Annotated in this window: 14 protein-coding genes; 12 read left to right on the top strand and 2 right to left on the bottom strand. The window is 68.8% G+C overall.

Annotated elements, in window-relative coordinates; translation table 11 throughout:
- Positions 1-239 precede the first annotated feature (239 nt).
- From HKK72_RS09180 to HKK72_RS09155, 6 genes are all read left to right on the top strand, one after another.
- The gene (locus HKK72_RS09180) at positions 240-1,538 is read left to right on the top strand and encodes a sensor histidine kinase (RefSeq protein ID WP_222720513.1); all 1,299 of its coding nucleotides are present in this window, start codon (positions 240-242) and stop codon (positions 1,536-1,538) included.
- 115 nt (positions 1,539-1,653) lie between these two features.
- Positions 1,654-2,355 (top strand): response regulator, encoded by a 702-nt coding sequence (locus HKK72_RS09175; protein WP_187233842.1) that lies wholly within the window; start codon positions 1,654-1,656, stop codon positions 2,353-2,355.
- Positions 2,356-2,513: 158 nt separating this feature from the next.
- Positions 2,514-2,735 (top strand): 50S ribosomal protein L31, encoded by a 222-nt coding sequence (rpmE, locus tag HKK72_RS09170; RefSeq protein ID WP_187233841.1) that lies wholly within the window; start codon positions 2,514-2,516, stop codon positions 2,733-2,735.
- Positions 2,736-2,837: 102 nt separating this feature from the next.
- Entirely contained in the window at positions 2,838-3,884 is a 1,047-nt protein-coding gene (prfA, locus tag HKK72_RS09165) for a peptide chain release factor 1 (RefSeq protein WP_187233840.1), read from the top strand.
- Positions 3,885-3,899: 15 nt separating this feature from the next.
- Positions 3,900-4,760 (top strand): peptide chain release factor N(5)-glutamine methyltransferase, encoded by an 861-nt coding sequence (gene prmC, locus HKK72_RS09160; protein WP_187233839.1) that lies wholly within the window; start codon positions 3,900-3,902, stop codon positions 4,758-4,760.
- Between the two features lie 56 nt (positions 4,761-4,816).
- The gene (locus HKK72_RS09155) at positions 4,817-5,782 is read left to right on the top strand and encodes an L-threonylcarbamoyladenylate synthase (RefSeq protein WP_315987158.1); all 966 of its coding nucleotides are present in this window, start codon (positions 4,817-4,819) and stop codon (positions 5,780-5,782) included.
- 95 nt (positions 5,783-5,877) lie between these two features.
- Here the strand turns inward: HKK72_RS09155 and HKK72_RS09150 are convergent, their stop codons facing one another.
- Together HKK72_RS09150 and HKK72_RS09145 are read right to left on the bottom strand one after the other, a co-directional pair.
- Positions 5,878-6,246: a hypothetical protein gene (locus tag HKK72_RS09150; protein ID WP_187233838.1), complete on the bottom strand. Its 369-nt coding sequence runs from the start codon at positions 6,244-6,246 to the stop codon at positions 5,878-5,880.
- Positions 6,247-6,578: 332 nt separating this feature from the next.
- The gene (locus HKK72_RS09145; RefSeq protein ID WP_187233837.1) at positions 6,579-7,043 is read right to left on the bottom strand and encodes a hypothetical protein; all 465 of its coding nucleotides are present in this window, start codon (positions 7,041-7,043) and stop codon (positions 6,579-6,581) included.
- A 173-nt stretch (positions 7,044-7,216) separates the two neighbouring features.
- On the opposite strand from HKK72_RS09145, the gene HKK72_RS09140 reads away from it, so the two are divergent.
- The 6 genes from HKK72_RS09140 to HKK72_RS09115 all read left to right on the top strand — a co-directional run bounded on the left by HKK72_RS09140 (position 7,217) and on the right by HKK72_RS09115 (position 11,181).
- Positions 7,217-8,446 (top strand): glycosyltransferase family 4 protein, encoded by a 1,230-nt coding sequence (locus HKK72_RS09140; RefSeq protein WP_222720511.1) that lies wholly within the window; start codon positions 7,217-7,219, stop codon positions 8,444-8,446.
- A gap of 176 nt (positions 8,447-8,622) precedes the next feature.
- Positions 8,623-9,018 (top strand): hypothetical protein, encoded by a 396-nt coding sequence (locus HKK72_RS09135; protein WP_315987157.1) that lies wholly within the window; start codon positions 8,623-8,625, stop codon positions 9,016-9,018.
- A 72-nt stretch (positions 9,019-9,090) separates the two neighbouring features.
- On the top strand, positions 9,091-9,306 hold the full coding sequence (locus HKK72_RS09130) for a hypothetical protein (protein WP_187233835.1): 216 nt from the start codon (positions 9,091-9,093) through the stop codon (positions 9,304-9,306).
- A 151-nt stretch (positions 9,307-9,457) separates the two neighbouring features.
- Entirely contained in the window at positions 9,458-10,255 is a 798-nt protein-coding gene (gene atpB / locus HKK72_RS09125; protein WP_187233834.1) for a F0F1 ATP synthase subunit A, read from the top strand.
- Positions 10,256-10,348: 93 nt separating this feature from the next.
- Positions 10,349-10,588, top strand: a complete 240-nt coding sequence (atpE, locus tag HKK72_RS09120) for an ATP synthase F0 subunit C (protein WP_187233833.1) — start codon at positions 10,349-10,351, stop codon at positions 10,586-10,588.
- A 32-nt stretch (positions 10,589-10,620) separates the two neighbouring features.
- Positions 10,621-11,181: a F0F1 ATP synthase subunit B gene (locus tag HKK72_RS09115; protein ID WP_187233832.1), complete on the top strand. Its 561-nt coding sequence runs from the start codon at positions 10,621-10,623 to the stop codon at positions 11,179-11,181.
- The last annotated feature ends 201 nt before the right edge of the window (positions 11,182-11,382 follow it).

Genomic DNA, 11,382 nt, shown 5'->3' with positions numbered 1-11,382 from the left:
GCGGCGTCCGGGCCTCACGCGAGGCCTGGACGCCGCCGGCGTCTCCGGCCGCCGCGTGCGATGCGGGACGGGTTGCCGCGTGCGACGGAGGGGGTGGGGATAGCCCCACCCCCAAGAGGGCGGCATGCTCCATGGCCGCCGTGCCCCCCGTACCCGAGGCTGGAGCCGTACGGTTGGCACGGGTATGAACCACCGGGACGCGGGCCCGGATCACCCGTCGAGATGGGCGGAGCGCGCGGATGACTACGAAGACGGCGGTCGAGGGCAGATCCTGGCGACCGGTGGAGATGGTGCGCGACCCGCTGACCTGGCGGGCGGCCGTCTACCTGCAGGCGAGCATGGCGCTCGGCCTCGCCTGGTTCATCTTTCTCACGGTGGGCACCGCGCTGTCGTTGGGCCTGCTCATCATCTGGGTCGGGGTACCGCTCATGGCACTCCTGATCACCGCGTTGCGGGGCGGGGTGTTCCTCGAGCGGTGGGTGATGTTCGCCGCCTTCGGGGCCACGATCCCGAACCCGTACCGCCCGTTGCCGCCGGGCAACCTGTTCCGCAAACTGCGGGCACTCGTCGTGGACCCTGCGACGTGGAAGGGACTGCTCTACTTCGCCGTCCTGTTCCCCATCACCCTGGTGGAGTTCGTCGTCTCGTCCGCGCTCTGGTTCGCCACCGCGATCCTCCTCACCATGCCGGTCCTGGTGCTGTTCACCCGGGTCACGTTCTACTTCGGCGGCGACCTGCAGTGGGTCGTCGACCAGCCCCTCGAGGCACTGCCGTGGGTCCCGCTCGGCGTCGTGTCGCTGCTCATCGCGATATACGTCACAAGGGTTATGGGCACCGGCCACGTGCTGTTCGCGAGCCTTCTGCTCGGCCCGAGCGAACGCCAGGCGGAGAACCTGGTGCTGCGCGCCCGCGCCGATCACCTGCAGGCCAGCCGCGCCCGCGGGGTCGACGCCGCCGAGTCGGAGCGGCGCCGCATCGAGCGCGATCTGCACGACGGCGCCCAGCAGCGGCTGCTCGCGGTGGCCATGGACATCGGCCGGGCCAGGGCCAAGCTGGACGATGACCCGGTCGGCGCCCGCGAACTGATCGAGCAGGCGCACGTGGGGACCAGGGAGGCCATCAGCGAGCTGCGTGACCTGGCCCGCGGCATCTACCCCGCGATCCTGACCGACCGGGGCCTCGACCCGGCGCTGTCCGGGCTCGCCGCCCGCGCTCCCGTACCGGTCGAGGTCGAGGTGGACCTGCCGGACCGGCCGCCGGCGGCCGTGGAGAGCATCGCCTACTTCATCGTCGCCGAGTCGCTCGCCAACATCGCGAAGTACGCCCGCGCCACCCGTGCCGCGATCAAGGTCAGCCGGGACGACCACTGGGTCATCGTCGAGATCAGCGACAACGGCGTGGGCGGAGCCGCCGCCACGCGCGGCGGCGGCCTGGCCGGGCTGGCCGACCGCGCCGCGACGATCGACGGAATCCTCACCGTCAACAGCCCTCTCGGCGGCCCCACGGTGATCCGCGCGGATCTCCCCTGTACCTGGTAGCCCTGCAGGCTCTCGCGCCCGTGATCATGCAGCTGTCCGGCCGGAGGCCCCACAAGGGCCGCGGACAACTGCATGATCACGGCGGAGGGGTTCCCGGGTGCCCTAGGGTGGGCGCGTGCGAGTCGTCATAGCGGAAGACTCAGTCTTGCTGCGAGAGGGGCTCGTACGGCTGCTGGCCGACGAGCAGATCGAGACGGTGGCGACGGTCGGGGACGGGCCCAGCCTGGTCGGCATCGTGGCCGAGCACCGGCCCGACCTTGCGATCGTGGACGTGCGGATGCCGCCGTCCTTCACCGACGAAGGACTGCGGGCGGCACTCGCCGTACGGGAACAGGTCCCCGGAACACCGATCCTGGTGCTCTCGCAGTACGTCGAAGAGCGTTATGCCACCGATCTGATCGGCGGCGGCGCCGAGGGCGTGGGCTATCTGCTCAAGGAGCGCGTCGCCGAGGTACGCGAGTTCATCGACGCCGTACGCCGGATCGCCGCCGGAGGTACGGTCATCGACCCCGAGGTGATCGGCCAGCTGCTCGGGCGGCGGCGCAGCGGGGACCGGATGGAGGTGCTGACGCCGCGCGAACGCGAGGTGCTCGGCCTGATGGCCCAGGGCCGGTCCAACGGCGCGATCGCCCGTGATCTCGTCGTCACCGAGGGCGCGGTGGAAAAGCACATCTCCAACATCTTTCTCAAGCTGAACCTGCCGCCGGCCGAGCAGAACCACCGCCGGGTCATGGCCGTGCTCGCCTACCTCGGCCGTCCCGAGGGCCCCGCCGGGGGCGGGGGAGCGGCCGGGGCCGGGGGCCGGCGCGGGAGCTGATCGGCCACGTGATCGCGAGCTGCTCCGGGAATGGGCGGTGAGCTCGGCACGTTCGCCTATCTGGCACACTGATAGTGCAACCGCTGCGGTACCGGTTCACGCCCCCGAGCATCGCCTGACGGGGACGACCCGGCGACCGCCACTAGCGAGGAGACTCCGTGAAGCCTGACATCCACCCGAACTACGCCGTCACGACCGTGACGTGCACGTGCGGGAACACCTTCGAGACCCGTAGCACCGCCGCGAACGGCGTGATCCACACCGACGTGTGCTCCAACTGTCACCCGTTCTACACGGGTAAGCAGAAGATCCTGGACACCGGCGGCCGTGTGGCCCGGTTCGAGAAGCGCTTCGGCAAGAAGGCCGCGGACAAGAAGTAACCGCACCAGGACGCCGGCCGGCCGAGGGGCGGCAAGCTCCCGGTCGGCCCGGTGTCTGTCCGCATCGGCTCAGTCACGCAGGGACGCGGGCAAGGACGCACAGTGAACCTCGACGATCTCATCAGCGAATACGCCGACATCGAGCAGGCGTTGGCCGACCCGGCGGTGCACGCCGATCAGCAGAAGGCGCGCACGCTGGGCAAGCGGTATGCCCACCTGCGGCCGATCGTCGAGACCTGCCGTGATCTGCGGCAGACCGGCGAGGACCTCACGGCCGCGCGCGAGCTCGCCCATGAGGACGAGGCCTTCGCCGCCGAGGCGACCGAGCTGGAGAAGCGCAAAGAGGAGATCGAGGGCCGGCTCCGCACGCTGCTGGTGCCCCGGGACCCCTCCGACGGCAAGGACGTCATCCTCGAGGTCAAGGCGGGCGAGGGCGGCGAGGAGTCGGCGCTGTTCGCCGGCGACCTGCTGCGGATGTACCAGCGCTACGCCGAGCGGGTCGGCTGGAAGACCGAGATCATCGACGCGCACCCTTCGGATCTCGGCGGATTCAAGGACGTCACCATGTCCGTCAAGGGCAGGGAGGGCGTTTGGGCCAATCTGAAGTTCGAGGGCGGCGTGCACCGCGTGCAGCGGGTGCCGGTCACCGAGTCGCAGGGCCGCATCCACACCAGCGCCGCGGGCGTCCTGGTCTCGCCCGAGGCCGAGGACGTCGAGGTGCAGATCGACGCCAGCGACCTGCGCATCGATGTGTTCCGGTCCAGCGGCCCGGGCGGTCAGAGCGTCAACACCACCGACTCCGCGGTCCGGATCACCCACGCCCCGACCGGCATCGTGGTCTCGTGCCAGAACGAGAAGAGCCAGCTGCAGAACAAGGAACAGGCGATGCGCATTCTGCGCGCCCGCCTGCTCGCGCAGGCTCAGGAGGAGGCCGACGCGCACGCCGCGGCCGAGCGCAAGAGCCAGGTGCGTACGGTCGACCGCTCCGAGCGCGTCCGGACCTACAACTTCCCGGAGAACCGCATCTCCGACCACCGTGTCGGCTACAAGGCCTATAACCTCGATCAAGTGCTCGACGGTGATCTGGGCAACGTGATCCAAGCGCTGGTCGACGCCGACATGGAACGTCGGCTCGAGGAGCGGGAATAGAGCCGACGCCCGATCATGAACCTGCTCCTGGACGAGATCGCCCGGGCCACGGCACGCCTCGCCGAGGCGGGCGCGGCGTCACCACGGGCCGACGCGGAGGAGCTCGCCGCCGCGGTCCACGGGGTCAGGCGGGCCGAGCTGCACACGGTGCCGGACGGCGCGTTCGACGCGCGCTTCTGGGAGGGCGTCGCGCGGCGTGAGGCCGGTGAGCCGCTGCAGCACATCACCGGCCGCGCCTTCTTCCGCTACCTCGAGCTCAAGGTCGGTCCGGGGGTCTTCGTCCCCCGCCCCGAGACCGAGGTCGTCGCAGGCTGGGCGATCGACACCCTCCGGGACATGGACGTGACCGACCCCCTGGTCGTCGACCTCGGCACCGGGTCCGGTGCGATAGCGCTGAGCATCGCCCAGGAGGCGCCGAGAGCGCGCGTGCACGCCGTCGAGCGCGATCCGAAGGCCTACGTGCACGCAACGCGCAACATCGAGGAGCTGGACGACAGGGGGCGGGTACGGCTGCACCTGGCCGACTTCTCGACCGCGCTCAGCGACCTCGACGGCACCGTCGACCTGGTGATCAGCAACCCGCCGTACATCCCGATGAGCGAGTGGGAGTACGTGCCGCAGGACGTGCGCGACCATGATCCGCCGGACGCCCTGTGGGGCGGCGGCGACGACGGCCTCGACGCGGTGCGGATCGTGGAGTCCACGGCGCACAGGCTCCTGCGGCCGGGGGGCTACGTCGCCGTCGAGCACAGCGATCTGCAGGGCAATGCCGTCTACTGGGTCTTTCCCGAAGAGCACGGCTGGCGGGACGTGCGGAACCGGCGCGACCTGACCAACCGGGACCGTTTCGTCACCGCGCGGCTGGGCGCCGAGTGACGCGGGCATCCGAGCAACCGCAAGAGCATGGCGGACAGGTGGGAGAATAGGCGATCGTGAGCCGACGTTATGACTGCTCTGAGCCGATGGAGCGCACCCGCGGAATCGCCGAGGCGGTGTCGGCGGTGCGCCGTGGAGAATTGGTCGTGCTGCCGACCGACACGGTGTACGGCATCGGCTGTGACGCCTTCACCCCTACCGCGGTGACCGCGTTGCTCGACGCGAAGGGCCGCGGTCGCGATATGCCGCCGCCGGTGCTGGTCGGATCCGTACGCGCCGCTACGGCGCTGATCGACGATCTCGGCACGTACGGGCAGGATCTCATCGACGAGTTCTGGCCGGGCGCCCTCACCCTGGTGTGCCGGGCGAACCCGAACCTCGCCTGGGACCTCGGCGAGACCAAGGGCACCGTCGCCGTGCGCATGCCGCTGGACCACCTCGCCCTGGAGCTGCTCAGGGGGACCGGGCCGATGGCGGTCAGCAGCGCCAACCAGAGCGGCGTCGAGGCGGCCCGCACCGCCGAGGAGGCGGAGAAGCAGCTCGGTGACACCGTGGCCGTCTACCTCGACGGGGGCCCGTCCGGTGAGACCGAGCCGTCGTCGATCATCGACCTGACCGGCCCGGTGCCACGGCTGCTGCGCGCCGGCGCCATCCCCGAGGACAGGCTGCGCGGGGTCTGCGGAGTGCTGCTCGTCGACGACGACGGTGATCAGGACGCCGCCGAGGTCGACGGCGTCGACGGGACGGACGCGACGGACACGACGGGCGGCGAGGGCTCGGCGGCAGCCCCCTCGCTGAGCAAGGACGGCGACGACGCGCCTCCGTCTCTGCGCAAGGAGGACGGGGAACAGCCCGGAGAAGAGGAGCCAGGAGAACAGGCTCCCTCTCTGCGCAAGGACGACGCCGACGACGTCCACCCGCACACGCCCGACACCGGCGAGGCTCCCGACCTGCGCAAGGACGCGGCGGGCGAGGCGGCGGGCGAGGTGCCGCCAGGAGATTCGGGTCGGGAGAAGGACTGAGATCCGGCCGGGGGAAGGACGGATGACACAAGAGAAAGGGCCCAGCCGTGGCGGGGCCCTTCTCCTTTGTTCAGCGTTCAGCGTTCAGCCGGCGGTCAGAAGATCCGCTTGCCCTTGCCGTAGGAGTACTTGCCGGTCTTGATGTTCCGGCCGCATTCCTGCACGTACATGTGGCCGGTCCTGGACGTCACCACGGAGATGTTGACCGTGGCCTTGCCGTCGTAGTGGTAACCGCTGGTGGTCATGATCTTGGCGGTCCAGTACAGGCCGGTCGTGCCGGGCTCGGTGAACAGGAACCGGACGCAGGCGGTGTATCCGTCCTTGCGGTAGTCGGCGAGCTTGCCCTTGACCGTGGTCTTCGTGCTGGTCCGGGTGTAGGAACCCGACGCACCGACGTTCGTGTACCAGTTGGTCGGCTTCCAGCTGCCGGTCGCCGCCTCGGCGGGAGCCACCGCCATACCCATGACCACACCCGCGCCCGCGAGTGCTGCCCCGATTTTGGTAATACGCCGCACTTGCCCCTCCAAGCTATCTATCTCCGGAATTGCCCGGTGACTGTAGCAGGGGACAAATCAGATTTGTTCTGCATTTTTCGTGTTCGTAACCTGTCCGTTCTGCGCCGGCCCCTTGCCGGAACCAGGATTGGCTTCTTTGCGTCCAACGGCCATGACGACACGTGCGGGTCCCTGTCCTCAAAGTGCCCTAAAACCGAACATTCGGGCAGAATCCGGACGCGACGGCGAGCCCATCCCGGGCCGGTGTGAAGATGGTCACGTGGCGTCGGCCGGGGCTTCCGTCAGCTGGGCAGGCAGGGCGTGATGCCGTCCAGGACGAGGAGGGGCTGCCGACCGCCGCGCAGCCGGACGGTGAGCCGTACCTCCGGCAGCTCGCGGGCCATGGTGAAGGTCCGGTGGCCGGCGGTCGGCGGTCGCTCCAGCCGGTACCCCCGCTCGCGGATCATCTCCAGGGTCACGTCGGCGGCGTGGTCCAGGGTCACGCTCGTGGAGCCGCCGCGGCGCAGTGAGATCTGGCCGCGGAAGATCTGCTGCGCCTGCCCGTTCCGGCAAGGGCGCGTGGCGTCGGTGAGGACGACGGGCGCCGCGTGCGGAGCGCCGAGGCGCTTGGCGCCGTCGCCGAGCACCGACCGGGTGTCGGCCTTGAGTTGCTGCGCGGACTCCGACAGCACGGGGCCACGGGCGCAACCGGTGAGCAGCGCTTGTAGGACCAGTCCCCCGACCAGCCCGCGCGCCACGGTGGACACGCTGGAAGCTTAGAGAGTGCGCCATGCGACCTGCAGGGAAATCCGTAGAGTGACGCCTTCGTCACCGAGGCGTCATCACGGGCGCGAGTGTCCGTCAATACCTTGATCATCTGGTGCGTCCGGTGTTCGCGGGGGGATTCCGCGGATTAGAGTTGGGCAGATCTTTCGGCCCGATGAACCGAAGCGGGCTCACGGGCATCCACATCTACGGCGGGCATCGGTCTCTGCCGGGGGCGAGGGGAGGGGCGCGGCGCGTGCGGGAATATCTGCTCATCAGCCTCACCGCCGCCGTGGTCACCTACCTGCTCACTCCCGCCGTACGCCTGTTCGCGGTGCGCTTCGGCGCGATGACCGAGGTGCGCGACCGCGATGTGCACGCGATCCCGACGCCGCGGCTGGGCGGGCTGGCGATGTTCGGCGGGATGGTGGCCGCGCTGGTCGTGGCGGCCCAGCTCCCGGAGATGAGGAAGGTCTTCCTGTCGAGCGACACCGGACGGGCGCTTCTGCTCTCCGGAGGCCTCATCGTGTTGATCGGCGTCGCCGACGACCGCTGGGGAGTCGACGCGCTAACCAAGTTCGCGGGACAGGTGGCCGCCGCCGGTCTGCTGATCATGAACGGCGTCCAGTTGCTCTGGCTGCCGACCCGCAGCGGCGAGGTGCTCTCGCTTCCTCCGGCGTACGGCGTGCCGCTCACCGTCTTCATCGTCGTCGCGACGATCAACGCGGTGAACTTCGTCGACGGCCTGGACGGACTGGCCGCCGGCGTGGTGGGCATCGCCGCGATGGCGTCGTTCTCGTACGCCTATCTGATCTCGGCGACCAACGGTCTCAGGACGCTCACCGGTGCGGCCCTCATCACCGCCATCCTCATGGGCATGTGCGCGGGGTTCCTGGCGCACAACTTCAACCCGGCGCGAATCTTCATGGGCGACACGGGCTCGATGCTGATCGGCCTCATGCTGTCCGCGTCCACGATCATGCTGACCGGGCAGTTCGACACCGCGATCGTCGGCAGCTACAACCTCTTCCCCGCCTTCGTGCCGCTGCTGCTGGTGCCGGCGGTGATCACGGTGCCGTTCATCGACATGTCCCTGGCCGTCTGGCGCCGGACCAATCAGGGCCGGTCCCCGTTCGCCCCGGACAAGCAGCATCTGCACCACCGGCTGCTCGAACTGGGCCATTCGCATCGCCGCGCCGTACTGATCATGTACTTCTGGGTCGGGCTGCTGGCGTCGTGCATGGTCGGCCTGTCCTTCGTCCGCTCGATGGCGCTGGTGTTCGGCGTCATCGGCGCCGTCGCGGTCGCCGGTGTGGTCGGGATGGTCGCCGTGCCGCGGCTGCGCGCCTCGCGCGAAGCCGCTCCGGCGCAGGTGCCCGCGGAGCAGCCCCGGCAGCCGGTCTGAGCCGGGCCGGTCCCCGCCGGGCGCGCTTACCCACTAGGTAATTCGGGCGTCACGCACGCTTGTGATACCTTTCACGAACAACAGGCGAACACAAAACGTAACCACCCGGAGCCCACATGCAGTCTTCCGACGCCCGGATCCTCCGCGGCGCCGCGATCCCGGCTGGCCTGGTCGGTGTGGCCGCCGTACTGCTCGCACTGCCGCTCGCCGGAGCGAAGGGCGCCGTCGGCGCCGCCATCGCCACTGTCGTCGTCGTGGCCTTCTTCACAATCAGTCACGTCGCGGTCGGCTATGCCGCCAAGGTGTCGCCGCAGACGATGATGCTCGCTGCAATGTCGAGTTACGTGCTCAAGATACTCGCCGTGATGTTGCTCATCTCGGTGTTGAACAACGTGACCATCTGGAACCCCAAGGTCTTCGCATGGACCGTCCTGGCGCTGATCGCCACCTGGATCGGCGGTGAGATCCGTACCACTCTCAAGAGCAGGACGCCGTATGTCGACGATCCGGACAAAACGCCTGATGATGCCGCTTCGTCCGTACCCGAGACGCCTGCGGACCGGAGTGGTTGACCATGCGCGCGGCCTCATCGGACTACTCCGATATGACCATTGGCGGCATAGCCTGCTATCGTCCGGAGCGCGATGAGCGAGCAGAAGCGACCGCCCGAAGACGACGGCCGCGACTTCGCCGACGCCGCCTGGTCCGTCCCCAGCTATCTGCTGTCAGGGATGATCATTTGGGGTGGCGCCGGGTGGTTGTTGAGCCGGTGGACGGGCGTGGACATCTTCATCCCGATCGGCCTGATCATAGGTGTCGGGCTCGCCGTCTACCTGGTCTACGTCAAGTACGACTTCTGACCCCCACGCGGGCGGTCATGCTGTCGAAGAAGTCCTCGTGATCCATCTCCACGCTGAAGGGAACGCCAGTGCGCGAGCGCAGCGAGCGGACCGATAGGCACTGCAACGCGCCGCGTGCACGCCGTACCGAGCCACTGGGCGAGGTGAAGGCGTGAACACGCTGACTGTCCTCGCCTCCTCAGGAGGCAAGGAGTTCGAGGCCCCCGGGCCCGAGCTCTTCGACTTCCCGCCGCTGTTCGCCGGCGGTCCGGCGTGGCTGACCAAGCCGACCGTCTTCGCCGTCTTCGGCGTGCTGGTGGTGTGCGTGGTCGCCTGGAGCGCCTTCGCCAGCCCCAAGCTCGTGCCCCGCGGGATGCAGAACCTCGGCGAGGTCGGCTACCTCTTCGTCCGCGACCAGGTGGCCCGGCCGTTCCTCGGCAAGGACTCCGACCGCTGGATGCCGCTGCTGCTGTCGCTGTTCTTCCTCATCTGGACCTGGAACATCATGGCCGTGACACCGGTCGTCCAGTTCCCGATCGCCTCGCACATCGCCTTCCCGATCGTGCTCGCGCTCAGTGTCTACGCGCTGAAGGTCTATCTGGGCATCAAGCACCAGGGATTCCGCCGCTACTTCACGGACATGATCCCCAAGGGTCTGCCCCTGCCGGTCTACTTCCTGCTGGTCCCCATCGAGTACCTGTCGACCTTCGTGCTGGCGCCGTTCACGCACGCGGTGCGACTGTTCGCCAACATGTTCGCCGGCCACATCATCCTCGCGTTCTTCAGCGCCGTCGGCTTCTGGTTCCTCTTCGAGGAGCCGACCATCAAGGGCGTTCCGCTGGGCATCGCCGGCGTGATCATGACGATCGCCATGACCGGGTTCGAGATGTTCATCCAGTTCCTGCAAGCCTTCCTGTTCGCGATGCTCGCCGCGATGTACATCAGCAGCGGACTTCACGCGGACCACTGAGTCACCCGACCGGCTGATTCCCCACAGCCAGACCCCAGTTAGACCAGACCAGACCGGTGAACCTTCACCGGCCGACAGAAAAGGAAAGAGCGAATGCTCGCTGAAGCACTTCCCGTCGTGGCCGCGGTCGAGGGACACATCGGCGCCATCGGATACGGCCTGGCCGCCATCGGCCCGGGTATCGGCGTCGGCATCATCTTCGGCCAAGGCGTGAACGCCATCGCGCGGCAGCCCGAGCTCACCGGTGTGATCCGCACCAACATGCTGCTGGGCTTCGTGCTCACCGAGGCGCTGGCCCTCATCGGCCTTGTCGCGCCCTTCATCTACCGGTGACAGGACCGAATTCCTGACGGAGGGCCGCAAACATGATCACGGCAGCTTCGCTGTTGGCCGCGGAGGAGAACAACCCGCTCCTTCCGCACACCTATGAGCTCGTCGTCGGCATCTTCTCCTTCGCCGTCGTCCTGCTCGTCGTCGGCAAGATGCTCGTACCTCGGATCCAGAAGACGCTCGAAGAGCGTACGGAGGCGATCGAGGGCGGGCTGAAGCGGGCCGACGCGGCCCAGGCCGAGGCCGAGGAGACGCTGGAGCAGTACCGGGCCCAGCTGGCCGAGGCCAGGCACGAGGCGGCACGTCTGCGCGAGCAGGCGCGTGAGCAGGGCGCTCAGATCATCGCGGAGATGCGCGAGCAGGCGCAGGTGGAGGCGCGGCGCATCGCCGAGTCGTCGCAGGCGCAGATCGAGGCCGAGCGCCAGCAGGCGCTCGCCCGGTTGCGCGCGGAAGTCGGTGAACTGGCGGTCGAGCTGGCGAGCCGTGTCGTGGGCGAGTCTCTCGAGGACGAGGCCAGGCAGCGCCGCACCGTCGACCGCTTCCTCGAGGAGCTCGAGGAGCGGGCTCGGGCGCAGGCGGGAGAGCAGGTCTCATGACCCAGACCGGGGGCGGAGCGGCGAGCCGCCGAGCGAGCGGAGTGAGCGGTGCGCGTCACGCGCAGCGTTCTCTTGCGCCGCTCGCGCAGCGAGCGAGAAGGCGAGCGCGACCATGAGCGGAGCGGCGAGCCGCCGAGCGAGCGGAGTGAGCGGTGCGCGTCACGCGCAGCGTTCTCTTGCGCCGCTCGCGCAGCGAGCGAG

This window comes from Actinomadura sp. HBU206391, assembly GCF_014323665.1.
Classification (GTDB): Bacteria; Actinomycetota; Actinomycetes; order Streptosporangiales; family Streptosporangiaceae; genus Actinomadura_C.
This window is presented reverse-complemented; position numbering and strand designations above follow the sequence as displayed.